This is a genomic window from Symbiopectobacterium purcellii, assembly GCF_019797845.1.
In the GTDB taxonomy this organism is placed as follows: domain Bacteria; phylum Pseudomonadota; class Gammaproteobacteria; order Enterobacterales; family Enterobacteriaceae; genus Symbiopectobacterium; species Symbiopectobacterium purcellii.
The window spans coordinates 2,450,162-2,475,570 of record NZ_CP081864.1 but is presented as its reverse complement, the minus strand read 5'-3'; the positions used below and the strand labels follow the sequence as shown (position 1 = coordinate 2,475,570).

The 25,409-nt window shown below is 52.7% G+C and carries 19 protein-coding genes and 3 pseudogenes; 13 read left to right on the top strand and 9 right to left on the bottom strand.

Annotation, left to right across the window (positions count from 1 at the left end):
* Positions 1-410 precede the first annotated feature (410 nt).
* From cmoB to K6K13_RS11580, 4 genes are all read right to left on the bottom strand, one after another.
* Positions 411-1,382 carry a tRNA 5-methoxyuridine(34)/uridine 5-oxyacetic acid(34) synthase CmoB gene (cmoB, locus tag K6K13_RS11595; RefSeq protein ID WP_222157174.1) on the bottom strand — a complete coding sequence of 324 codons (972 nt, stop codon included), beginning with the start codon at positions 1,380-1,382 and terminating at the stop codon, positions 411-413.
* Positions 1,379-2,122: a carboxy-S-adenosyl-L-methionine synthase CmoA gene (gene cmoA / locus K6K13_RS11590; RefSeq protein WP_222157173.1), complete on the bottom strand. Its 744-nt coding sequence runs from the start codon at positions 2,120-2,122 to the stop codon at positions 1,379-1,381. Before cmoA ends, cmoB begins: the two co-directional genes overlap by 4 nt.
* Positions 2,123-2,246: 124 nt before the next feature.
* Positions 2,247-2,642, bottom strand: coding sequence for an MAPEG family protein (locus K6K13_RS11585; RefSeq protein ID WP_222157172.1), 396 nt, complete (start codon positions 2,640-2,642; stop codon positions 2,247-2,249).
* 192 nt (positions 2,643-2,834) lie between these two features.
* The gene (locus tag K6K13_RS11580; RefSeq protein WP_222157171.1) at positions 2,835-3,647 is read right to left on the bottom strand and encodes a DUF72 domain-containing protein; all 813 of its coding nucleotides are present in this window, start codon (positions 3,645-3,647) and stop codon (positions 2,835-2,837) included.
* A gap of 428 nt (positions 3,648-4,075) precedes the next feature.
* On the opposite strand from K6K13_RS11580, the gene aspS reads away from it, so the two are divergent.
* From aspS to ruvB, 6 genes are all read left to right on the top strand, one after another.
* The gene (gene aspS, locus K6K13_RS11575; RefSeq protein ID WP_222160906.1) at positions 4,076-5,860 is read left to right on the top strand and encodes an aspartate--tRNA ligase; all 1,785 of its coding nucleotides are present in this window, start codon (positions 4,076-4,078) and stop codon (positions 5,858-5,860) included.
* 6 nt (positions 5,861-5,866) lie between these two features.
* Positions 5,867-6,310 carry a dihydroneopterin triphosphate diphosphatase gene (gene nudB, locus K6K13_RS11570; protein WP_222160905.1) on the top strand — a complete coding sequence of 148 codons (444 nt, stop codon included), beginning with the start codon at positions 5,867-5,869 and terminating at the stop codon, positions 6,308-6,310.
* A 23-nt stretch (positions 6,311-6,333) separates the two neighbouring features.
* The gene (locus tag K6K13_RS11565) at positions 6,334-7,077 is read left to right on the top strand and encodes a YebC/PmpR family DNA-binding transcriptional regulator (RefSeq protein WP_222160904.1); all 744 of its coding nucleotides are present in this window, start codon (positions 6,334-6,336) and stop codon (positions 7,075-7,077) included.
* A gap of 49 nt (positions 7,078-7,126) precedes the next feature.
* The gene (ruvC, locus tag K6K13_RS11560) at positions 7,127-7,648 is read left to right on the top strand and encodes a crossover junction endodeoxyribonuclease RuvC (RefSeq protein WP_222160903.1); all 522 of its coding nucleotides are present in this window, start codon (positions 7,127-7,129) and stop codon (positions 7,646-7,648) included.
* 82 nt (positions 7,649-7,730) lie between these two features.
* The gene (ruvA, locus tag K6K13_RS11555; RefSeq protein WP_222160902.1) at positions 7,731-8,351 is read left to right on the top strand and encodes a Holliday junction branch migration protein RuvA; all 621 of its coding nucleotides are present in this window, start codon (positions 7,731-7,733) and stop codon (positions 8,349-8,351) included.
* 10 nt (positions 8,352-8,361) lie between these two features.
* Complete coding sequence (ruvB, locus tag K6K13_RS11550) at positions 8,362-9,363, top strand: Holliday junction branch migration DNA helicase RuvB (protein ID WP_222160901.1); 1,002 nt, start codon at positions 8,362-8,364, stop codon at positions 9,361-9,363.
* 7 nt (positions 9,364-9,370) lie between these two features.
* On the opposite strand, the gene znuB is transcribed toward ruvB, so the two are convergent.
* Both znuB and znuC read right to left on the bottom strand, forming a co-directional pair.
* Positions 9,371-10,156 carry a zinc ABC transporter permease subunit ZnuB gene (gene znuB / locus K6K13_RS11545; RefSeq protein WP_222160900.1) on the bottom strand — a complete coding sequence of 262 codons (786 nt, stop codon included), beginning with the start codon at positions 10,154-10,156 and terminating at the stop codon, positions 9,371-9,373.
* Entirely contained in the window at positions 10,153-10,911 is a 759-nt protein-coding gene (gene znuC / locus K6K13_RS11540) for a zinc ABC transporter ATP-binding protein ZnuC (protein WP_222160899.1), read from the bottom strand. The genes znuB and znuC overlap by 4 nt, the downstream gene beginning before the upstream one ends.
* Before the next feature lie 73 nt (positions 10,912-10,984).
* Between znuC and znuA the strand changes: the two are divergent.
* The 4 genes and pseudogenes from znuA to K6K13_RS11520 all read left to right on the top strand — a co-directional run bounded on the left by znuA (position 10,985) and on the right by K6K13_RS11520 (position 16,518).
* Positions 10,985-12,059: pseudogene (gene znuA, locus K6K13_RS11535) on the top strand (zinc ABC transporter substrate-binding protein ZnuA).
* A gap of 12 nt (positions 12,060-12,071) precedes the next feature.
* On the top strand, positions 12,072-13,433 hold the full coding sequence (gene mepM / locus K6K13_RS11530; protein WP_222160898.1) for a murein DD-endopeptidase MepM: 1,362 nt from the start codon (positions 12,072-12,074) through the stop codon (positions 13,431-13,433).
* A gap of 140 nt (positions 13,434-13,573) precedes the next feature.
* Complete coding sequence (lpxM, locus tag K6K13_RS11525) at positions 13,574-14,545, top strand: lauroyl-Kdo(2)-lipid IV(A) myristoyltransferase (protein WP_222160897.1); 972 nt, start codon at positions 13,574-13,576, stop codon at positions 14,543-14,545.
* Positions 14,546-14,847: 302 nt separating this feature from the next.
* The gene (locus tag K6K13_RS11520; RefSeq protein ID WP_222160896.1) at positions 14,848-16,518 is read left to right on the top strand and encodes a methyl-accepting chemotaxis protein; all 1,671 of its coding nucleotides are present in this window, start codon (positions 14,848-14,850) and stop codon (positions 16,516-16,518) included.
* A gap of 70 nt (positions 16,519-16,588) precedes the next feature.
* On the opposite strand, the pseudogene pyk reads toward K6K13_RS11520, so the two are convergent.
* Both pyk and K6K13_RS11510 read right to left on the bottom strand, forming a co-directional pair.
* Positions 16,589-18,032: pseudogene (gene pyk, locus K6K13_RS11515) on the bottom strand (pyruvate kinase).
* A gap of 286 nt (positions 18,033-18,318) precedes the next feature.
* Positions 18,319-19,197, bottom strand: coding sequence for a MurR/RpiR family transcriptional regulator (locus K6K13_RS11510; protein WP_222160895.1), 879 nt, complete (start codon positions 19,195-19,197; stop codon positions 18,319-18,321).
* Between the two features lie 367 nt (positions 19,198-19,564).
* On the opposite strand from K6K13_RS11510, the gene zwf reads away from it, so the two are divergent.
* Complete coding sequence (gene zwf, locus K6K13_RS11505; protein ID WP_222160894.1) at positions 19,565-21,040, top strand: glucose-6-phosphate dehydrogenase; 1,476 nt, start codon at positions 19,565-19,567, stop codon at positions 21,038-21,040.
* Between the two features lie 179 nt (positions 21,041-21,219).
* Complete coding sequence (locus K6K13_RS11500) at positions 21,220-21,861, top strand: bifunctional 4-hydroxy-2-oxoglutarate aldolase/2-dehydro-3-deoxy-phosphogluconate aldolase (protein ID WP_222160893.1); 642 nt, start codon at positions 21,220-21,222, stop codon at positions 21,859-21,861.
* 63 nt (positions 21,862-21,924) lie between these two features.
* Here K6K13_RS11500 and purT read toward each other — a convergent pair.
* Positions 21,925-23,070, bottom strand: a pseudogene (gene purT / locus K6K13_RS11495) (formate-dependent phosphoribosylglycinamide formyltransferase); the annotation flags it as partial.
* Positions 23,071-23,260: 190 nt separating this feature from the next.
* Between purT and K6K13_RS11490 the strand changes: the two are divergent.
* On the top strand, positions 23,261-25,294 hold the full coding sequence (locus tag K6K13_RS11490) for a S9 family peptidase (RefSeq protein ID WP_222160891.1): 2,034 nt from the start codon (positions 23,261-23,263) through the stop codon (positions 25,292-25,294).
* Positions 25,295-25,409: the final 115 nt, after the last annotated feature.

Here is a 25,409-nt window from a genome sequence, read left to right as displayed (position 1 = left end):
TCCCTATTAATAAGTGGAGCCATAGTATGAGGAACGAAATTATTTTTATATCAGGTTATCGACTTATTTCATGTAACGCGTTTATAGGCTATGAAATCATTCGAAAGTAAATCTACCCATAAATAATGCGAGGTGCAGGACAAAACGTTTACGTTTTGAACAGCGCTTGCGCTGGCCCTTCAGGGCGAGACTCATTTATGGGGCTCGTAACGCGGTAAAGGAGCGAATCCCGATGAGCTTACATAAGTAAGTGATTCGGGTGAGCGAGTGCCGCCAACGCGCATGCAACTTGAAGTATGACGGTTATACCACGCGCCGTCTGAAATACCAATAAGCAGATATTCTGGAGCGAGAGTCTGATGCAACGATAAACAGAGAGTAAAACCCCGGCACAACGCCGGGGCGAGACACTAAGGATTACGTGCCACTATCACCGCACGCAGTGGCGCGGGGTAACCTTCGCAAGTTTTACGGCGATCGTTAGGATCGAGAAAATCGGCCAGTGATTCCGTGGTCATCCATGAAGTTCTGCGTTGTTCTTCGAGGGTCGTGACGCAATGATCGGCGATACGTACGTCGACAAAACCGCATTTTTCCAACCAGCGTACCAGCGCCTGGGCTGAGGGGATAAAGTAAACATTGCGCATCTGCGCGTAACGTTCGCCCGGCACCAGCACGGCATTCTCATCGCCCTCGATAACCAACGTCTCCAACACCAACTCCCCGCCGGAAACCAACTGATTTTTCAACTGCCAAAGATGATCGAGCGGCGAGCGGCGATGGTAAAGCACGCCCATGGAGAACACGGTATCAAAGGCAGCGAGTTCCGGCAGTTGTTCGATACCGAGCGGTAATACATGCGCACGTTGATCGTTACCCAGCAGTTTGCGAACGGCTTCGAATTGGCAGACGAAAAGCTGCATCGGGTCGATGCCCACAGCCAGATGCGCACCGGCACCAATCATGCGCCACAGGTGATAACCGCTACCGCAACCGACATCCAATACCAGACGGCCTGCTAAGGGGCTGATATGGGGCGTCAGACGTTCCCATTTCCAGTCAGAGCGCCATTCGGTATCGATATTAACACCGTAAAGGGAATAGGGACCTTTACGCCACGGCATCAGTTGACGCAAACGCACTTCCAACCCTTCACGCTGACCCTCGCTGAGGCCCGGCAGTGAAGTGGCAGTGACGCTGTGTTGCACATCTAACTGGGAGGGTGTTAATTCGGGCAAGGCTTCAACGGCATTGAACCATTGTTTAAATTTGCCGTGCAAGGATTCCCGTTGCCAGGCACTCAGTTGGGCCGGCAGCGTATTTAACCAATGGCTTAATGGACCTTTTGCGATAAGCTGATAAAAATTGCCGAAATCGATCACGCCTTATCCTCAGCTTTTAACGCCAGTAACGAACCAAAATTAAAGCACTGGAACCACACTTCGCTGTGTTGAAATCCGGCGTGTGCCAGACGAGATTTATGGGTTTCCACCGAATCGGTCAGCATGACGTTTTCTAGCATGTTACGCTTTTGACTGATCTCTAATTCGCTGTAGCCATTTGCCCGCTTGAAATCGTGGTGCATGTTAAATAACAGCTCACCTACCTTGTTATCTTCAAAGCTGAACTTCTCCGATAACACCAGCGCACCACCGGGATTCAAGCCTTGATAGATACGTGTTAACAGTGTTTGCCGTTCATCCGGCGCCAGGAATTGCAAGGTGAAATTGAGTACCACCAGGGAGGCATTCTCGATGACGATATCGCGGATATCCGCTTCGATCACTTGGACCGGGGTGGCAGCGCGAAACGCATCAATGTGGCGGCGACAGCGTTCAATCATCGCAGGTGAGTTGTCAACGGCGATAATGTTGCAGCCCGTGGCCTGAATATTACGCCGCATCGACAGCGTAGCGGCTCCGAGCGAGCAGCCCAGATCGTAAATCTGCGTATCGGGTTTGGCGAAACGTTCGGCCAACATGCCGATCATGGAAATTATATTCGAATAACCGGGGACGGAGCGCTGAACCATATCGGGAAAGACTTCAGCGACGCGTTCGTCAAAGGTCCAGTCACCGAGGTGGGCTATGGGAACAGAAAAAAGCGTATCGCGATTTGGCATGATGGACACGAAATTACAGTGCGGTTAATAAAAAAGGTGGTACAGTCTAGCAAATACCAATAAGAAAGTCTGTTTCCTTGCGGCGCGCCATAATACGTACGGCGCACCAACGTCACAGGCGCGGTTAATACAGGGTGAGTACCAATTCCCAGGGAAGGTAGTAAAGATTGAACAGCGACATCAATACCAGTGAAGCGTAGGTAGCGGCCATTCCGGTACGGCGCCAGCGGAATTCACGTTGACGCAAGCCTACGTAGTGAAAGAGTCGGCCAACAATTAGCAAGATACCGCACAGATGAATCATGACGATCAACGCGCCGTTCATTTCCATCAGCACCAGAAGAATAGCGCCGATGGGGAGGTATTCTACGGCATTACCGTGAACCCGAATGGCGGTCTGTAATTCATAAAAACCACCGTCTCCGTAGGCCACGCGGTATTGCATACGCAGTTTCACCACATCGAGAGACAGTTTTACCAGCAACAATGCGCCAAGCACCACATAGAGCGCGCTTACCATGTTCCACTCCATTGTCGGGCAAACATTGCCTGACAGAAAATATTAACCGACTTCGGCTGGCAGAATGATAACTGTCTGCTGTCAGACTGTCGCCTGTAATGTCTGCTTTTAAAAAAAAAGCAGTTCAAAACCTGAAGTTATAATAAAAAATGCTAAAAAAAGCCTTTTAATACGTTGCTGTTTTATATTTGTTTAAAATAAGGCGTCCTGTTGCGGCCAGTCAGGGCGAGGCGGACAGGCCGTGATAACCGGTTCTAACAACGGCCATATTGCTTGTGCCAGCGGGAGCACATTGCCAATGTCAGGCGTATGGATAAACAGATACGGAGAATGCCCCTGCCAGCGTTTCAGTTTATCAATCCAGGGTGCAAACCAGCGCAAATTGTCTGCAATATCTTCATTGCCAATGAAACGGATGGCGGGGTGCTGTGCGGTCAGCAGCGCATGAACCGGCAAACGCGGTTTTTTCCGTTGAGCCTCCCGCAGGGCGGGCGTATCTGGCGGCGCGTGGTGTACCGGGCGGCTGTCGAGCATGATCCTGTCGATAGCGCGCTGTGAAAGCCCTTGATTCAGTTGGCGTTCATCCTCACCTTTGGCAAAAAATGCAAGGTGGCGAACTTCCACCCCGTAGCTGAATTCCTGAGGCAGTGTATCGAGAAAACGCCATAAATCAGGGAGTTGCTCGGGCGAAAAGGCCGCAGGAAGCTGTAACCAAAATTGTCCGACACGCGAGGCGAGCGGTTTCAGGCAATGAAAAAACTGACGCGTTTCCTCTTCACAGTGGCGCAACCCCGCCTGATGACTGATGGTGGCAGGAAATTTGAAACAGAAACGGAAACTATCAGTGGTCATGTCCCGCCAACGCAATACGCTGTCTGCGCTGGGCAGCGCATAAAATGTAGTGTTGCCTTCCACGCAGTTGAAATACCGCGCGTAGTCAGCCAGCGTGCGCAGTCCGAACTTGTGCCAGGCGGGGTGTTGCCATTGCGGTAAGCCAATAAACATTCCGTTGCAATCCATTAACAGAGTGAGAGACAGTAAAACATTTTTTTAACTGAGAGGGAATTCTCACAATTCTTGCGACATATCACTGCCCGGAAACCGCTTCACTCTTATCGTTCCGGGGAATATCCTTTATAATAGCCACCTTTTTTACTGAACAGCAATCCAGAACAACCATTCCGCGCAAAAAAACACCGTTGTGATTGGATGCGTGGGGAAACGCTGCTGTGTTTGTGGAACCCGTGTGTTTTGTAGCATCGATGCGTTTTATGGAACCCGTGTGTTTTGTGAAACCGATATGTTTATAAAACCAGCGTTTCGTACTCACTGTGACGATGCGGTCTGGCCGGTGCTCTCAGGCGTGGTTGTTGTAGGTGTGATTATATCTCGTTGAGATGGTTTCTAGCGTGATTGCTCAAAAGGACATCGTAATGCGTACTGAATATTGTGGACAACTAAACGCGTCCCATGTGGGCCAGGAAGTGACATTGTGCGGTTGGGTTAACCGTCGCCGCGATCTGGGTGGTTTGATTTTTATCGATATGCGTGACCGCGACGGCGTGGTCCAGGTGTTTTTCGACCCCGATCGGCAGGATGCTTTCACTTTGGCGTCAGAACTGCGTAACGAATTCTGCATTCAACTGACCGGTGTGGTGCGTGCGCGCCCTGAAAGCCAGGTGAATAAAGAGATGTCTACGGGCGAAGTGGAAGTGTTTGCGACCGCGCTGACGATTATCAACCGCTCAGAGCCGTTGCCGCTGGACGCCAATCAAACCAACACCGAAGAAGCGCGCTTGAAATACCGCTATCTCGATTTGCGCCGCCCTGAAATGGCGACGCGGTTAAAAACGCGTGCGCGTATTACCAGCTTTGTGCGTCGTTTTATGGACGGCCACGATTTTCTGGATATTGAAACGCCGATGCTGACCAAAGCGACACCGGAAGGGGCGCGCGATTACCTGGTGCCAAGCCGGGTGCATAAGGGCAAATTCTATGCGCTGCCGCAATCGCCGCAGTTGTTCAAGCAATTGCTGATGATGTCGGGCTTCGACCGTTACTACCAGATTGTTAAATGCTTCCGTGATGAAGACCTGCGTGCGGATCGCCAGCCGGAATTTACCCAGATTGACGTCGAAACCTCCTTCATGACGGCACCGCAGGTGCGTGAAGTGATGGAAAAGCTGGTGCGTGAACTGTGGCAAGAGATTTTGAGCGTCGATTTGGGTGATTTCCCGATCATGACGTTTGCTGAAGCCATGCGCCGTTTTGGCTCCGACAAACCTGACCTGCGTAACCCGCTGGAACTGGTGGATGTCGCCGATCTGCTCAAAACGATCGATTTTAAAGTGTTCTCCGGCCCGGCGAACGATGCCAAAGGCCGTGTAGCGGTGATTCGCGTACCGGGCGGTGCACAACTGAGCCGCAAACAGATTGATGAATACGGTAAGTTTATCGAGATCTACGGTGCCAAGGGACTCGCTTACATTAAAGTGAACGAGAAGGAGAAAGGGCTCGAAGGGATTTCCAGTCCGGTGGCTAAATTCCTGAATGAGACACTGCTGGCAGCGTTGTTAGAACGCGCTGCGGCTGAAGACGGCGACATTCTGTTCTTCGGCGCGGACAGCGCGAAAGTGGTAACGGATGCATTGGGTGCGCTGCGCCTTAAACTGGGACGCGATCTCGGCCTGACCGATTTGGCAAGCTGGAAACCGCTGTGGGTCATCGATTTCCCGATGTTTGAAGACGATGGCGAAGGTGGGCTGGCCGCAATGCACCATCCGTTTACTTCACCGCGTGATATGACGCCTGAAGCACTGGAAAGTAACCCGGTTTCCGCCATCGCTAACGCGTACGATATGGTACTGAACGGCTATGAAGTCGGCGGTGGTTCCGTGCGTATTCACAGCAGCGTAATGCAACAGACGGTGTTCCGTATTCTGGGCATTAACGAGCAGGAACAACGCGAAAAATTTGGCTTCTTGCTGGATGCACTGAAATACGGTACACCGCCGCATGCTGGCCTGGCGTTTGGTCTGGATCGTCTGGTGATGTTGTTGACCGGTACGGAAAACATTCGTGACGTGATCGCCTTCCCGAAAACTACCGCAGCAGCCTGCCTGATGACGGAAGCGCCAAGTTACGCCAATCCGGCATCGTTAGCAGAGCTGTCTATTGCTGTGGTGGCGAAAGCGAAACCTGCGCAGGATGCGGAGTAACCGCCGATGGCTTATAAGCGTCCCGTTTCGGCCCTGATCGTTATCTATGCGCAGGACACCGGGCGGGTGCTGATGCTTCAGCGTCGCGACGATCCCGATTTTTGGCAGTCGGTTACTGGCAGCCTTGAGGAGGGAGAAACTGCGGCGCTTACCGCACAGCGCGAAGTGAAAGAAGAGGTTAACATCGATATCGCCGCTGAGGGGTTATCACTGTTTGACTGTCAGCGCTGTGTCGAGTTTGAGCTTTTTGCTCATTTGAGACGTCGCTATGCCCCTGACATCACGCACAATACAGAACACTGGTTCTGTCTGGCGTTGCCACGTGAACGCGCGGTGGTTCTCACCGAGCATCTTGCCTACCGTTGGTTAGCGGTGCCCGAGGCGGCACAACTCACCAAATCGTGGAGCAACCGGCAGGCGATTGAAGAATTTGTTATTTATCCGGCCTGAAGAGGCTTTTTTCGGAGATTTTTATGGCAGGTCATAGTAAGTGGGCCAACACAAAACATCGTAAAGCGGCGCAGGATGCAAAACGCGGCAAGATCTTTACCAAAATTATCCGCGAACTGGTGACGGCCGCGCGTTTGGGCGGCGGCGATCCGGGCTCCAACCCGCGTCTACGTGCGGCTATTGATAAAGCACTCTCCAACAACATGACGCGCGATACCCTGAACCGTGCTATTGCGCGTGGTGTTGGTGGTGATGAAGATAACAACATGGAAACCATCATTTATGAAGGTTATGGTCCTGGCGGCACGGCGGTGATGGTGGAATGTCTGAGTGACAACCGTAACCGTACCGTATCCGAAGTGCGCCATGCATTCACTAAATGCGGTGGTAATCTGGGCACCGATGGTTCTGTTGCCTACCTGTTCACCAAAAAAGGCGTTATCTCTTATGCGCCGGGCTTGGATGAGGATCAGGTGATGGATGCGGCGCTGGAAGCCGGTGCTGATGACGTGATGACCTATGACGACGGTGCGATTGACGTCTTTACACCGTGGGAAACCTTCGGTCAGGTGAAAGATGCGTTGGATGCTGCCGGTTTGAAAGCCGAATCCGCAGAAGTGTCCATGATCCCATCGACCAATGCCGACATGGATGTAGACACTGCACCAAAACTGATGCGTCTGATCGATATGCTGGAAGACTGTGATGATGTGCAGGAAGTGTATCATAACGGTGAAATTTCAGACGAGGTAGCGGCGACACTGTAATGGTGTTTTCGCGGCTTGCGGTTAACGTGTCTACAGGGGGCGATGCGCTATGACGCTAATTCTAGGCATCGACCCCGGTTCTCGCATTACCGGCTATGGCATTATCCGCCAGCAAGGGCGTCAGCTCAGCTATGTAGGCAGCGGCTGTATTCGTACTGGGGTGGACGATCTCCCCACACGATTGAAACTGATTTATGCCGGGGTAAGCGAGATAATCACCCAGTTTCAGCCCGACTGTCTGGCAATAGAACAAGTTTTTATGGCCAAAAATGCGGATTCAGCTCTGAAGTTGGGGCAGGCGCGCGGTGTGGCGATTGTGGCAGGTGTCAATCACGGGTTACCGATTTTTGAATACGCAGCCCGACAAGTAAAACAAACGGTGGTTGGCACCGGTGCGGCAGAAAAAAGTCAGGTGCAACACATGGTGCGTACCTTGCTCAAGCTGTCGGCGAATCCGCAGGCGGATGCGGCCGACGCGCTCGCCATTGCCATTACGCACTGTCATCTGAGTCAGAATCTGACACGCATCGGCCCCGACAGGCTGAATTTAGCACGCGGGCGACTGCGTTGAACATCAGGCTGGATATTCATCCAGCCTTTTTTATGCTATAAGCTAGCGAAAAGGTTTTAACGTAACGAAAAGGAAGGTCAACGTGATTGGTCGTCTCAGAGGCATCATTCTGGAAAAACAACCGCCGCAGGTGCTGATCGAAGTCAACGGGGTTGGCTATGAAGTCCATATGCCGATGACCTGCTTTTATGAACTGCCTGATTTGAACCAGGAAGCGGTCATTTTCACCCAGTTTGTGGTGCGGGAAGATGCACAGTTACTGTTTGGTTTTAACAACAAGCAAGAACGCGCGTTATTTCGTGAGTTGATCAAAACCAACGGCGTTGGGCCGAAACTGGCGCTGGCTATTCTCTCAGGGATGTCTGCGCAGCAGTTTGTCAGCGCCGTTGAGCGCGAAGAGATCGCTACGTTGATCAAATTGCCGGGGGTCGGTAAGAAAACGGCAGAACGGTTGGTGGTAGAAATGAAGGATCGCTTTAAAGGGATGAGCGGAGACCTGTTTAATCCCGCCACCCTCGATGTCCCTCTTAGCAGTTCAGCACCCACCGCTGCGCCCGAAGACGATCCGGAAAGTGAAGCGGCCTCAGCGCTGGTGGCTTTGGGATATAAACCGCAGGAAGCCAGCCGGATGGTATCCAAAATTGCCCGACCCGGTGCCGATTGTGAAACACTGATCCGCGAAGCGCTGCGCGCGGCACTGTAAGGGGATTGCCATGATTGAAGCCGACCACCTGATCTCTGCGCAAGAAATACCTGAAGAAGAGATCATTGACCGTGCGATCCGTCCACGCATGCTGGAGGAATATGTCGGGCAACCCGTGGTGCGCGAACAGATGGAAATCTTTATTGAGGCCGCGCGCAAACGAGGGGATGCACTGGATCATCTACTGATTTTTGGCCCGCCCGGTTTAGGGAAAACCACGCTTGCCAATATCGTTGCCAATGAGATGAACGTGAACCTGCGTACCACGTCAGGTCCGGTGTTGGAGAAGGCCGGCGATTTGGCCGCATTGTTAACCAACCTCGAACCGCATGACGTGCTGTTTATCGATGAGATCCACCGTTTGTCGCCTGTGGTGGAGGAAGTACTCTATCCTGCGATGGAAGATTACCAACTGGATATCATGATCGGTGAAGGGCCTGCCGCGCGTTCTATCAAACTTGACCTTCCCCCGTTTACCCTGATTGGCGCGACGACCCGTGCGGGTTCTTTGACCTCGCCACTGCGCGATCGTTTTGGCATCGTGCAGCGACTCGAATTCTACAAGGTCGAAGATTTACAGCATATTGTCGGTCGCAGTGCAGCTTGCCTTGGGTTGGAACTTACCGATGAGGGCGCCTTGGAAGTGGCTCGACGTTCTCGTGGCACGCCGCGTATTGCCAACCGTTTGTTGCGCCGAGTCCGAGATTACTCGGAAGTAAAATCGAGTGGCGCCATCGATGCCGAAACGGCGAGGCTGGCGCTTGACATGCTGGCGGTTGACACGGAAGGCTTTGATTACATGGATCGCAAGTTGTTGCTGGCCATCATCGATAAATTTACCGGTGGACCGGTCGGTCTGGATAACCTGGCGGCGGCCATCGGTGAAGAGCGGGAAACGATTGAGGATGTGCTGGAGCCTTACCTGATTCAGCAGGGCTTTATTCAGCGCACGCCGCGCGGACGTATTGCCACCGCGCACGCGTATCGCCATTTCGGTATAGACAGAACCTGACCCGCTTTCAGGCGGGTTGTTTGCGAATCAGACTCAGCATAAACAAAAACGAGGCACTGAGTACTACGGAAGGGCCCGCAGGGGTGTTGTACAAGGCGGAGAAAATCAGGCCGCCAGTCACGGCGAGCATCCCAAGCACCACGGCTAAACCCGCCATCTGCTCCGGCGTGCGCGCAAAACGGCGCGCGGTGGCGGCAGGAATGATCAGCAATGAGGTGATGATCAGTGCACCGACAAACTTCATTGCCAGCCCGATGGTCAATGCGGTTACCAGCATCAGGAGCAAACGGGTGCGCTGTACATTGACGCCGTCCACGTGTGCCAACTCCTGGCTGATGGTCATGGACAGCAATGAACGCCATTGCCAGCACATGATGGCGATCACCACCAGCACGCCCGGCCCAATCAACCATAAATCCTGCGTCGTAACCGACAGCAAATCACCAAACAGGTAGGCCATCAAATCAACGCGAATGTTGTTCATCAGGCTAACCACCACCAGTCCTAACGACAGCGCGCTATGCGCCATGATGCCAAGCAGTGTGTCAATGGCAAGATAGGGGCGACGTTCAAGCCACACCAAGCCCAGCGCCAACAGCAGTGTGACCAGAATAACGGCGTAATAGACGTTGATGTCCAACAGAAAACCGATGGCAACACCCAGCAGAGAGGCATGGGCCAGGGTATCACCGAAGTACGACATGCGTCGCCAGACCACGAACGAACCGAGCGGACCCGCCGCGCACGCGAGAAACATACCGGCCAGCCAACCGGGGAGCAAAATGTCAATCATGCGTCGTTGCCGCCCTGTCGTTTTAAAGTAATGCGTCCGTTTAAATCGTGACGATGATTATGGTGATGGCGATACACCGCCAGTTGTTCTGCGCCACGGGGACCGAACATGGCGATAAATTGAGGATGCAGAGAGACCACCTCTGGTGCACCCGAACAGCACACATGCTGATTCAGGCACAGCACTTCATCAGTCTTGGCCATCACAAGGTGCAAGTCGTGCGAGACCATCAACACGCCGCAATCAAACTCCTGCCGCAGTTGGTTGATAAGGTCGTACAGCGCCAGCTGTCCGTTGACATCCACCCCCTGCGTGGGCTCATCCAACACCAGCAATTGAGGCTGATTGAGCAGCGCGCGTGCCAGCAGCACCCGCTGTGTTTCGCCACCCGAGAGTTTTTGCATGGGTTGATCCAACAAATGGGCGGCTTGCACCCGCTTGAGCGCGGGCAGGATATCCTGTTGCTTGACGATGGGACGTAACCGCATAAAGCGACCCACGGTTAAGGGCAGGGTAGCATCCAGGTGCAGTTTTTGCGGCACGTAGCCAATACGTAAATTCGGTTGTTTGTGCAGGGTGCCTGCCGTGGGCGACAGCAGTCCGAGCACCACGCGTACCAGCGTGGATTTTCCTGCGCCATTGGGCCCAAGCAGCGTGAGAATGCGGCCCGATTGCAGGTTCAGCGAGATGTCGCTAAGCACGTTACGTTCACCAAAGGCGACGGATATGCGATCGAGCGAAACGAGTGTAGACATAAAATTCAGTTTGCAGAGTGTCTGTGACGTTATAATATTACAAAATTAACGGTAAATGAATGAGAAAACACACATGTCAGCCAACTTCACACCGAAAAAATCGCCAAATGAACAAAAATTGAAAGCCCTGCTTGTTGCGGGTGCACTATGCTTTGCGGGTATCACTGTCGACAGTGCTCAGGCGGCGGTCGTCAGTTCTGTTCGTCCTCTCGGGTTTATCGCGGCCGCCATCGCTGATGGGGTAACGTCCACGGAGGTGCTATTGCCGGATGGCGCATCGCCGCACGATTATGCCCTGCGCCCGAGCGATGTCCAGCGTTTACAGTCAGCAGAGCTGATTGTATGGGTTGGACCGGAAATGGAAGCGTTTTTAACTAAACCGCTGGCATCCCATGCCACATCACCACAGATTTCATTGGCAAGTTTGCCTGCCATTAAGAACGCGCTGATAAAAGAAAATGGGCATCATGATGATGATGAGCATGCTGAAGCAGCTGAACACGAACATCATGAGGCCGCTGGTCATGATGACGCCGATCACCAGCATGAGCATGAACACGCGCATGAAAGTGCTGATGCGCACCACGATCACGGTGCAGATGAGATAGCCGACGCACCACCATGGCGAGTACAATATGCACATTTGGCTGTCACCAGAGATGGCAAAACAGACAGCAATCGCAATTCATGCAAAATTATTGGAACTAATGCCACAAAAGAAAGACAAACTAGACGCGAATCTGCTTAATTTTACAGATCAACTCGCGCAGACAGAAGAAAAAGTTGTTAATATGCTGGCACCTGTCAAGGGGAAGGGCTACTTCGTGTTTCACGATGCCTATGGTTATTTTGAAAAGCGTTTCGGGTTAAGCCCGCTAGGCTATTTCACTATCAACCCAGCCATTCAACCCGGTGCACAGCGTTTACACCAGATACGAACACAACTGGTTGAGCAGAAGGCCGTATGTGTCTTTGCTGAGCCACAATTCAGGCCAGCGGTTATCAACGCTGTTGCCAAAGGAACGGATGTACGCATTGGCGTACTGGATCCATTGGGAAGCAACATTGCGCTAAGTAAGGACAGTTATGCCGCATTTTTATTACAGCTGTCCGATCAGTATAGCCGCTGCCTGGAGAAGAGATCATGAGGATGCCGATAAGTGCAGCAGATAGTCCGAACTATCGCTATAGCGTATAACAACTTGCCGCGACCCCATCGCATAATGCTGGGGTCGTTGAGTGTCATCACCCTGGCCGTCGCCGTTTGGCGGCCCGTTGTCTATCCCCCCGCTGATGATACGCCTGTTACTGTCAAAGAAGCCCCGATTAGCACTGCTCCTACGCCAAATCAAACTGTTATGTCACCGCAGACGATCGCGCCTGAGGCCAGTGAGCCAATGGATAGCGAAAGCATCGAGCAACCGACGCCGCCGGTTGCGATCCCGGCGGATGAGCTGGGTACCACCGGCAGTGATGACAGCAGCGTGCATGAGTATGTGGTTTCGACAGGCGATACGCTGAGCAGTATTTTAACCCAGTACGGCATTGATATGGTTGATGTGACGCTGCTGGCAGATAAACACGACGACTTACGAAATCTCAAAATCGGGCAGCAGCTCTCCTGGGCGGTCAACGATGATGGTGAGTTGCAAAGCCTGACATGGCAGATGTCGCGCCGCGAAACCCGAATCTATGAACGCGGCGATAACGGTTTTAAAGAACGCGTCGAGATGCAGAAGGGGGAGTGGCACAACCGCGTTATCAATGGTCGCCTGAGTGGCAGTTTTGTGCAGAGTGCCAAAGCGGCGGGTCTGACGGACAGTGAAGTGAGTGCGGTGATCAAGGCGCTGCAATGGCAGCTCGATTTCCGAAAATTGCGCAAAGACGATAATTTCTCGGTATTGCTGTCTCGCGAAATTCTCGATGGACGCAGTGAACAGAGCGAATTGATCGGTGTTCGTCTTAACACCGGTGATAAAGATTACTTTGCTATCCGCGCAGCGGACGGCAAGTTCTACGATCGGGAAGGCTCCGGGTTAACCCGTGGCTTCATGCGTTTCCCTACCATGAAACAATTCCGTGTCTCTTCGAATTTTAATCCGCGTCGCCTCAATCCCGTCACCGGTCGAGTGACACCACACCGCGGTGTGGATTTCTCCATGCCAGTCGGGACCCCCGTGCTTTCGGTCGGGGACGGTGAAGTGGTGGCCGCATCGCGTGGGCCGGATACGGGTAATTTCGTTGAGATTCGCCACGGGCGCCAATATACCACGCGCTATATGCACTTAAATCGCCTGCTGGTGAAACCCGGGCAGAAAGTGAAACGCGGCGATCGTATTGCGCTCTCCGGCAATACCGGGCGCTCTACCGGTCCGCATCTGCACTATGAGTTCTGGATCAATCAACAAGCCGTAAACCCATTGACGGCAAAACTACCGCGTTCGGAAGGGTTGGCTGGTCAGGATCGTCGCGAGTATCTGGCACAGGTCAGAGAAGTGACACCGCAGCTCAAGTTTGATTAATATCCGGTACAGTTCATCTTCAGCCGACAGCTTGCTGTCGGCTGTTTTATTTATACCGGTCATGCGTTTATCGGGAAGATGATTGCAAAACCTGAGCGGACAATTATCATTACCCTATGTTGTATATGAAGAGTTAAGGCATGAATACAGAGAAAAAAAATAGCGCCGAGTTTATCCCCGAGTTCAAACGCGAGTTTTATCTACCGCGTTATTGGGGGGGCTGGCTGGCCGCAGGAGCCATGGCGGCAACTACCTACGTACCTGCCCGCTGGCGCGACCCGGTGTTGGGCCAGTTGGGCAAACTGGTAGGACGGTTTGCCAAAGGCGCAAGAAGACGCGCCAGAATCAATCTGCTCTATTGTTTTCCTGAACTGTCGGAATCAAAGCGGGAAGCGATTATTGACAGGATGTTTGCTACCGCACCTCAGGCGATGGTGATGATGGCTGAGGTGGCGGTTCGCGGTCCGGCACATGTGCAGAAAAAACTGCGCTGGCACGGCTGGGAAACCGTCGAAGCGCTTCAGCAGCAACAACGCAATATCATCTTTTTGGTACCTCACGGGTGGGGCGTCGATATTCCTGCCATGCTGATCTCTGCCAAAGGCCAAAAAATTGCGGCAATGATGCACAATCAAAAAAATCCGCTGGTGGATTATCTGTGGAACAGCGCACGCCTTTGCACTAATGGTCGCGTTCATGCCCGAAATGATGGTATCAAGCCCTTTGTGAGCTCAATCCGCAATGGTTATTGGGGCTATTATCTGCCCGATCAGGATCATGGCCCTGAGCACAGTGAATTTGTTGATTTTTTTGCCACTTATAAAGCAACCTTACCTGCCATCGGTCGTTTGATGAAAGTCTGTAAAGCCTCCGTTGTGCCGTTGTTCCCGGTGTATAACGCCGCAGAAGGGGTACTGGATGTGGTGATCCGTCCACCGATGGATGATTTACTTGAGGCGGATGACACCCAGATTGCGCGACGGATGAATGAAGAAGTCGAGCAACTGGTCAGCCCAAATCCAGAGCAGTACACCTGGATTTTGAAGCTATTGAAAACCCGCAAACCCGGTGAAACAGAGCCCTACTGCCGGGACGATCTGTTTCGCGACTAAGCCGTTCCCTTGCTAACGCGGCGGTAGCAGGCGCCAGCCTGTTACCGCGTATTTTGCATGACCCTCAGTTATCCCTCTTGGTTGTCGCCGCTAAATTACATGTTTTTTTTAATTATAATAAAAATATTTTAACATGCCCCTCAAGTGTATCAATAACATGCCGATAACCTTAACGCATTGAGCGTTACACAACTATGGACAATCACGGCCCGCAGGTAGACTTGCGCGGTTTCCACGCAAGGAAGCATGGATTTGGTTCACTCCGATGAACCCCTAATCATTACCTTCCCAGGGCAGATATTATGAATTTTATCCGCGATACCAAAATAAGAACCATGCTGGTGCTTATCCTGATCCTGTTTTCCTTGCTGTGGGGCGGCGTTTCGGCGTTCGCACTCTACTCGCTTAGCCAACTTAACGATGAAATTGATCTCACCAACGTACAGCAAATTAATGGCGACATTATCAACGGCGCCAGCGGTCAATATTACCGTGCGAAAAGTGCATTGGATCGCGCCGCTGAAGCGAAAACCAGTAACAATTCAACATTACTCGCTACTGAATTACGCACGGCAGAGGAAGAGTTGGGCCGTTTAAAACAAGGGCTGGACACGTTTAAGGTGACCGATCACGCCAATATCAACAACGTGACGGTAGATGAAATCTATAACAGCTCCTATCGGCTGTATAGTCAGGCCATGGTCCCGATGTTTGAGGCATTGAAAGGTGACAGAGCAGATACCTTTCAACAGCTCTCCAGTGGCGCTTACCGCGAGCTACGCCGTGATTTCACCACGGCTATCGACAAATACAACGCGGTTATCGCCGATTTAAAAGAGCAGGCACAGAAGCGCATTAGCGGTTGGGTCGAATGGTGCAAACGTATCCTGATTGCAGCGCTGACCGTGGGTGCGGTCATTGTGGTGCTGACCGATCGCTATCTGGCAGCATTCGTGGTTCGTCCGTTGGAGCGCATTCAGCAGCACTTGCAAGTATTGGCAGACGGCATTTTGCATACGCCTTTGGAGCAGATGGGGAAAAACTGTGTCGGCAAGTTGGCTCCTTTCGTTCAGCAAATGCAAAATAACTGGGTGAAGACCGTATCGGATATTCGCGGTAGCGCCGAAGAAATTTACCGTAGTGCCGGGGAAATTGCGTCGGGCAACACCGATCTTTCATCACGCACTGAAGAGCAGGCCTCAGCGTTGGAACAAACCGCTGCCAGTATGGAGCAGTTGAGCGCAGTGGTGAAACAAAATGCGGATAACGCCAATCAGGCCAGCCTGGTTGCCAAGAACGCTTCGCAGACTGCAAATGAAGGTGGCGATATCGTCAACGGCGTCATCAAGACCATGAGTACGATCAGCGGCAGCTCGCAAAAAATTGCCGATATCATTTCTGTGATTAACGGCATTGCATTCCAGACCAATATCCTGGCGCTGAATGCGGCTGTTGAAGCCGCACGCGCAGGTGAACAGGGGCGTGGTTTTGCCGTGGTGGCAGGAGAGGTGCGTAATCTGGCGCAGCGCAGTGCTCAGGCGGCAAAAGAGATCGAAACGCTGATCGATGAATCCGTCAATAACGTCAAGATTGGTTCGGATCAGGTCGCTCTGGCAGGCAGTTCCATGGAGAATATCGTCAAAGCGGTGACCAGTGTAACGGATATCATGGGCGAGATTGCTTCTGCGTCGAGCGAACAGAGCAAGGGGATCAGCCAGGTCGGTCAGGCGGTGGTGGAAATGGATAGCGTGACGCAGCAGAATGCGGCGTTGGTTGAACAATCGGCTTCTGCTTCTGCCTCGCTGGAAGAGCAGGCGCGTTATCTCAATCAGATTGTTTCTATCTTCCAACTGGCGACGGTGGGATCAGCGCCAAAAGCCGTGGCGGTACGTAAACCAGTCGTCAGCCCGGTGCCGGTATTAACTGCGCAAAAGCCAGCCTCCAAAGCGGAAGGCAATTGGGAAACGTTTTAAGCCCACGTTAATAAACAATAAAAAAAAGCCCCTGGTTCACCAGGGGCTTTTTACATCCAACGGAAAACGTTTATTCGACGCGCAGGATGCGGCAGGTGTTGGTGGTGCCGACCGTACTCATGACGTCGCCTTGAGTGACGATAACCAGATCCCCAGACACCAGGAAACCTTTGTCACGCAGACGAATAACCGCATCGTTGGCCGCGGCAACGCCATCGGTGTAACTGTCGAAATGCACCGGTGTAACACCACGGTAGAGCGCCGTGAGATTCAAGGTGTGTTCATGGCGAGACATGGCGAAAATGGGCAAACCGGAGCTGATACGAGACATCATCAGCGCGGTGCGGCCTGACTCGGTCATGGCAATAATGGCGGTAATGCCTTTCAGATGGTTTGCGGCATACATCGTGGACATAGCAATCGATTCTTCAATGTTATCGAATTGCACATCCAAACGGTGTTTGGAGACGTTGATGCTCGGGATTTTTTCGGCACCAAGACAAACGCTGGCCATTGCAGCGACGGTTTCCGCCGGATACTGACCGGCAGCGGTTTCTGCTGACAGCATCACGGCATCGGTGCCGTCCAATACAGCGTTGGCGACATCCATGACTTCGGCGCGGGTCGGCATCGGGTTAGTGACCATGGATTCCATCATCTGAGTCGCGGTGATCACCGCACGGTTCAACTGACGCGCACGACGGATCAGTTTCTTCTGAATACCCACCAGCTCCGGATCACCAATTTCTCCCCCCAGATCGCCACGCGCCACCATCACCACGTCGGAGGCCAGAATGATGTCATCCATGGCTTCGTCTGTCGCGACGGCTTCTGCACGTTCTACTTTGGACACGATCTTTGCCTGACTGCCAGCATCGCGTGCCAGCCGGCGCGCGTAATTGAGGTCTTCGCCGCAGCGCGGGAAAGACACGGCCAGATAATCGACGCTAATTTTGGCCACTGTGATGATATCGGCCTTATCTTTCTCCGTTAAGGCTTCGGCAGACAGACCGCCACCGAGCTTGTTAATCCCTTTATTATTGGACAGGGGGCCGCCAACGGTCACTTCGGTAAACACCTTCATGCCATCCACGCGCAATACTTTTAACTGTACGCGACCATCGTCAAGCAACAAGATGTCACCCGGTACCACATCGGCTGGCAAGCCTTTGTAGTCGATGCCCACTTTTTCTTTATCGCCTTCGCCTTTGCCCAGGTTGGCGTCAAGGAGGAATTTGTCGCCAACGTTCAGGAAAACTTTGCCTTCCTTGAAGGTTGAAACGCGAATTTTTGGCCCCTGGAGGTCGCCCAGAATTGCCACATGGCGGCCCAATTTTGCTGCGATTTCCCGCACTTTGTCCGCACGCAACTGATGGTCTTCAGGCGTACCATGCGAAAAATTCAGGCGGACTACGTTAGCGCCTGCGGCAATAACCTTTTCCAGATTATTGTCTCGGTCGGTAGCTGGGCCCCAGCGTAGTGACGATTTTGGTTCTTCTGAGCCGTCTGGACATGTATAACTCCGTTGACTTGTGAAGCAATAGTGAAGTGAGTAGTGCCGAACCGCGCTTTCGCATCAGGTAGAGCGTAAACGCAGCCCGCCTCCGTGGTTAAGTTCGGGTGGCTATACCGGGCAATGGTTATGTATAGCAACCATTATTCCTTAAGGATAGCCAACCCTTCCCCTTGTTATGGTTATCGTGTTGGGTAAATCGTTAAATACAAACGCATTGTGCTAATAAAAACAATATGTTAATAAAAACACCTGTTTATATAAACACAAAATTATAAAACAAATGCTTAGTGCTCGTTACCGTAGGAACCCCCAAAACGGTCGCTTTTGTCAAAGCGCGACTCCCGTAAGGCTTCTTTGACGCGTTTGAGGTTATCCCTGAATTTTGCACCACGCCGCAGCGTAAAGCCGGTCGCCAATACGTCAATCAGTGTTAACTGCGCGATACGGGATACCATGGGCATATACACATCCGTGTCCTCCGGCACATCCACGCGCAGCGTCAACGACGCTTCATGGGCGAGGGGACTGGCGTCTGAGGTGATGGCGATAACCGTTGCATCGTTTTCCCGCGCCAACTGGGCCATTTCAACCAGACTTTTGGTCCTGCCGGTATGGGAGATCAGCACCACAACATCCCCATCGCTGGAGTTCATGCAGCTCATACGCTGCATAACAATGTCATCAAAGTAGACGACAGGAATATTAAAGCGGAAGAATTTATTCATCGCATCGTGCGCGACGGCGGCAGAAGCGCCAAAGCCGAAAAATGAAATTTTCTTGGCTTGCGTCAGCAGATCGACGGCGCGGTTGACCGCGGTGATGTCCAGATTTGATTTGGCGTGCTCCAGCCCAGCCATCGTGGATTCAAAAATTTTGCTGGTATAGGAATCGACGCTGTCATCTTCATCGACGTTACGGTTAACATACGGCGTGCCATTGGCAATGCTTTGCGCCAGATGCAGTTTAAAATCGGGAAAGCCTTTGGTTTCCAAACGACGGCAGAATCGGTTGACGGTGGGCTCACTGACCTCCGCCATGCCAGCCAGTGTGGCAATACTGGAGTGGATGGCGGTGTGTGGTGCCGCCAAAATAACCTCTGCCACTTTTCGTTCTGACTTGCTGAGGAGCTCAAGGTGGCTCAGAATTTTGTCCAGCATGTTCATATAATGAGACCATGTGCGGTTTTATCGATTTCAACCAGAGGGAAACCGATGCAGAATTCATGGGAATATACTACGCCCCATGTCGGGTTGGCAGGGAAAACTGCGTAAGGCTGCGCATTTTTTTTCTGAGAACATGACGTGTGTCTAACTTTCAAAAAAGTAACCGGCTGTCAGAAAAGACAGAAAATTTCTCTTTTGGAGGAACGCCTAAACCGTTTCAGTCATTCATACAGTGGATTTTTTTCATCATTACGTGATGCGCATTATGAAACTTAATGACATTTATTGACGGGTTTACGGGTCCTAGTCAAAAAGAGTACATTATTGCTGTAATAAAATTACAGCATCCTGCAACGAGGAGATGAACATGGCGGTAACTTCAACAGCCCAGGCGTGTGATCTGGTTATTTTCGGTGCGAAAGGCGATTTGGCGCGCCGAAAATTGCTGCCGTCTCTGTATCAATTGGAAAAAGCCGGTCACATTCATCCGGACACGCGCATCATTGGCGTGGGACGTGCAGAGTGGGATAAGGAAAAATACGTTAGCGTAGTCCGTGAAGCATTGGACACCTTCATGAAGGAGTCTATCGATGACGGACTGTGGCAAACGCTGAGTGGTCGGCTGGATTTTTGCAATCTCGATGTACAGGATACTGCCGGTTTCAAACGTCTGGGCAAAATGCTCGATCAAAAGAACCGTACCACCATCAACTATTTTGCCATGCCGCCCAGCACCTTCGGCGCAATCTGTCGCGGGTTGGGTGAAGCGGGGCTTAACAAGTCGCCGTCGCGCGTGGTGATGGAAAAACCGCTGGGTTCGGATCTGGCGTCTTCTCGCGAGATCAACAATCAGGTCGCCGAATATTTCGACGAGTGCCAGGTATACCGCATCGACCATTATCTGGGTAAAGAGACGGTGCTCAACTTGCTGGCACTGCGTTTTGCCAACTCGTTGTTCTCTGCCAACTGGGATCACCGCACCATCGATCATGTGCAGATCACCGTCGCGGAAGAGGTCGGTATTGAAGGGCGTTGGGGCTATTTCGACCAGGCTGGGCAGATGCGCGACATGATTCAGAACCATCTGTTGCAGATTCTGACCATGATTGCCATGTCTCCGCCGTCGGATCTGAGCACCGATCGCATTCGTGACGAAAAAGTGAAGGTACTGCGTTCACTGCGTCGCATCGATCGTTCCAACGTGCATGAAACCACGGTGCGCGGCCAATATACTGGCGGCTTTGTTCAGGGCCATAAAGTGCCGGGCTATCTGGAAGAAGAGGGCGCCAACAAAAAGAGCAACACGGAGACCTTTGTTGCCATCCGCGTGGATATTGATGACTGGCGTTGGGCGGGCGTGCCGTTCTATCTGCGCACCGGCAAGCGTTTGCCAACCAAGTGCTCGGAAGTGGTGGTGTATTTCAAAAATCCGGCGTTGAACCTGTTCCACGATTCTTACCAGCAACTGCCGCAGAATAAATTGATCATTCGCTTGCAGCCCGACGAAGGCGTTGAAATTCAAATTTTGAACAAAATTCCCGGGTTGGAGCATAAACACCGTCTGCAAACCGTGAAGCTGGACTTGAGCTTCTCGGAAACCTTTAATCAGCAGCATTTGGCTGATGCCTACGAACGTCTGTTGTTGGAAACCATGCGCGGTATCCAAGCGCTGTTCGTGCGTCGTGATGAGACGGAAGAGGCCTGGAAATGGGTGGACTCCATCATGGACGCTTGGGCGATGGACAACGATGCGCCGAAGCCGTATCAGGCTGGTACCTGGGGGCCGGTGGCCTCTGTCGCCATGATCACCCGGGATGGCCGTTCCTGGAACGAAGTGGAATAAGTGATTGGTTTCTGCCGTGCGTGGCGACGTGCGGCAGTGACCGGTAATCAATAGAATTTTTGTTTGTAATGTTTGGCTAAAACTCGGTGCGGTCGGACGTCTGCTTTGGGCAGATCCCTGTGGCAGGGGCGCGCTATATGACTAATGATGCCTCCGGGCATGACAGGAGATGATGACGAATGAAAAACTGGAAAACGAGCGCAGAGCAAATTTTGACCACAGGTCCTGTGGTTCCAGTGATTGTAGTGAACAAACTGGAGCACGCGGTGCCGATGGCGAAAGCCCTGGTAGCGGGTGGCGTTCGCGTTCTGGAAGTCACGTTGCGTACCGACTGCGCAGTAGACGCGATCCGTGCCATTGCCAAAGAAGTACCTGACGCGATTGTCGGTGCTGGCACAGTAACCAATCCGCAGCAGTTGGCGGAAGTGATTGCTGCTGGCGCACAGTTCGCCATCAGCCCCGGCTTGACAGAGCCGTTGCTGAAAGCTGCTGTAGAAGGCCCGATTGCGTTGATTCCGGGTATCAGCACCGTTTCTGAACTGATGCTGGGTATGGACTACGGTTTGCGTGAGTTCAAATTCTTCCCGGCGGAAGCGAACGGCGGCGTAAAAGCGCTGCAAGCGATTGCAGGTCCGTTCTCCCAGATCCGTTTCTGCCCGACTGGCGGTATCTCACTGAAAAACTACCGCGATTACCTGGCACTGAAAAGCGTGCTGTGCGTGGGCGGTTCCTGGCTGGTGCCGAACGATGCGCTGGAAAGCGGTGACTACGCGCGCATTACCGAACTGGCGCGTGAAGCAGTTGCAGGCGCTACAGCCTAAAGTGCGGTTACGACAAAAAAGCCACGCATTGCGTGGCTTTTTTTTTGGGGGGGATGGAGGCGGTTATCCGGTCACTTTTACAGCACTGGCGACGGAGACAGCCAATCCTACTGCATCATCGATATTATCCGCCACGGCCAGCGCCACGCCCATTCGGCGCTTACCTTCGATACTCGGTTTGGCGAACAGGCGAACTTGCGTACCGGGGCGCAGCGCATGTTCTAATCCGCTGTAGCTGACATTATCACTCACCAACTCAGGCAAAATAACGGCAGAGGCGGCAGGGCCATATTGGCGTACCGCACCGACAGGCAAACCTAAAAAAGCGCGTACGTGTAGGGCAAACTCAGAAAGGTCTTGCGAGATCAACGTGACCATGCCGGTATCATGTGGGCGCGGTGACACTTCGCTGAAGATGACCTCATCGCCGCAGACAAACAGCTCTACGCCAAACAGACCATATCCCCCCAGCGCACTGACCACATCGCGGGCGATCTGTTGCGCGCGCGCCAAAGCCAGTTCGCTCATCTGCTGCGGTTGCCATGATTCGCGATAGTCGCCGTCCTCCTGACGGTGGCCGATGGGTGCGCAGAAGTGGATACCGTCGCTGGCGCTGACCGTTAATAACGTGATTTCGAAATCAAAGTTGACCAGGCCTTCCACGATGACCTTACCGCCGCCCGCACGTCCACCTTCTTGTGCGTATTTCCATGCCTGATCCCGTTGTTCTTCCCGACGGATCAAACTCTGCCCTTTTCCTGATGAACTCATCACCGGTTTAACGATACAGGGGTAACCAATTTCGGCAACGGCCTGTTGAAAAGCATCTTCGCTGGCGGCAAAACGGTAAGAAGAGGTGGGCAAATTCAGGTTTTCCGCTGCCAGACGGCGAATGCCTTCGCGGTTCATGGTCAGACGCGTGGCTTTGGCACAGGGCACCACATGGTGGCCTTCCTGCTCTAACGTCTCCAGCATGTCGGTGGCAATGGCTTCAATTTCCGGCACAATGTAATCGGGGCGCTCAAGTTCGATAACGGCACGCAACGCTGCACCATCCAGCATGTTAATGACGTGGCTGCGGTGAGCGATATGCATGGCGGGAGCATTGGCATAGCGATCGACACCGATCACTTCAACGCCCAGCCGCTGGCATTCTATCGCCACTTCTTTACCCAGTTCTCCGCAACCTAATAACATGACGCGCGTAGCGCTGTTCCAACCGTTAACATTCTGCTTTCCCGCTCTGTATTGACATGGCGCGCAGTATAAAGGAAAACGTTTGCGTACGCATCAGCGACGAGAATATCGAAGGCAACAAGCCCTACCTACAAACAGCACCGCTTGGCTTTCTCAGAGAATCGTGCCACGATTTTCTTTCCAGAAAACAGGATGGCACGCAATGAAAGCACCTCAGGCAGAAAAACGTCCGCACTCCCTCACGATGCACGGTGATACCCGCCTTGATCATTACTACTGGCTACGCGACGATACGCGGGAAGATCCGGCCGTGTTGTCGTATCTGCAAGCAGAAAACGCGTATTGCGCTTCACATATGCAACCCAGCGATGCGGTGAAAGAAACGCTGTATCAGGAGATGGTGGCGAGGATCCCGGCGCAGGATGCCTCAGTGCCCTATGTTAAACGTGGCTATCGCTATCAGACGCGCTACGAATCGGGGAAAGAGTACGCGCGCTATGTGCGGCAGCCTGCCTCAGAAACAGAACAGTGGCAACTGCTGCTGGATGAGAATGAACGTGCCGCAGACAGTGAGTTCTATAATATGGGAGCGCTATCCGTTAGTCCGGATAACCGACTGTTGGCGCTGGCTGAGGATAAAATTTCCCGCCGTCAGTATGACATCCGGTTTCGCAACCTGGAGAGCGGGGAGTGGTTACCGGATGTCATTGAGCACGTCTCGGCAAACATGCAGTGGAATGCCGATGCCACCGCAATCTACTACGTGCGCAAGCATCCGCAGACGCTGCTTCCCTATCAGGTGTTCTTGCACCGTCTCGGTGATGATGTCAGCCAGGATCGGTTGGTCTATGAAGAGCAAGACGATACCTATTATGTCAGTCTGGGGGAAACCACCTCTGAAGCGTATATCGTTATCTTTCTGAGCAGTACCACTAGCACAGAAGTTCGCTTGCTGGATGCGCACGACAGTGACGCCGTGCCTCAAGTGTGTATTTCGCGCCGCAAAGATCATGAGTATGGCGTGGACCACTATCAGGGGGCGTTTTATCTGCGCTCGAACCGGGAGGGCAAAAACTTCGGCCTGTATCGCACTACCGACTGGGATGAGTCCGCATTTGAAACGCTCATCGCGCCGCACAGCAGTCGCGTGCTGGAAAGCTTTGAGCTGTTCCGCGATTGGCTGGTGCTGGAAGAACGTGAGAAAGGCTTAACCTCGCTGCGGCAGGTGCATTGGCAGACCGGTACCGAAAAAAACATCAGCTTTAACGATCCCAGTTACGTTACCTGGCTCGCTTACAATCCGACGCCTGAGACGTCACTGCTGCGTTTTGGTTATTCATCCATGACCACGCCGACCTCGCTGTACGAGATTAATCTGGACAGCGGCGAACAGTGCCTGCTCAAACAGGCGGAGGTCAAACACTTCTCCGCGTCGGACTATTGCAGCGAACGCCTGTGGATCACCGTGCGCGATGGCGTTGAGGTGCCGGTGTCGCTGGTGTACCGCCGTGACTGCTATCAGCCCGGCAATAATCCGTTACTGGTGTACGGCTACGGTGCCTACGGTAGTAGTATGGAACCGGATTTTAGCGTGAGTCGCCTTAGCCTGCTCGATCGAGGGTTTGTATTTGCGTTAACGCACATCCGCGGCGGCGGGGAATTGGGGCAGCAATGGTATGACGACGGGCGCTTGCTCAATAAGATGCACTCCTTTACTGATTTTATTGATATCTCCCGCGCATTGGTGGCGAAGGGTTATGGTAATGAAAAGCAGCTTTATGCCATGGGCGGCAGCGCCGGAGGTTTGTTGATGGGTGCGGTCGTTAATCTGGCCCCTGAACTGTTTAAAGGTGTGGTAGCGCAGGTGCCGTTTGTCGATGTGCTGACCACCATGCTTGATGAGTCAATTCCATTGACCACCGGCGAATATGACGAGTGGGGGAATCCTGGTGTGCCGCGTTATTATGACTACATCAAAAACTACAGCCCTTATGACAATGTCAGCGCGCAAGCCTACCCGCATCTGTTGATTACTACCGGACTACATGACTCGCAGGTTCAGTATTGGGAACCCGCCAAATGGGTGGCCAAATTGCGTGAGCTGAAAACTGATGACAACCTGTTACTGCTGTTGACAGATATGGACGCCGGGCACGGGGGAAAATCGGGGCGATTCAAACAATACGAAGACATTGCGCTGGAGTACGCATTTTTACTGATGGTCGAAGAGAAGTAAAAATAAGGGGTTAGCGACTGAAGTAATCCCGCTGAGTGCGGGATTACCCGTTCAGCGCACTAAGGCATCAACTCACCGTATCGGTTTGCTGAGCGCGTTTGGACCGTTTATCCGC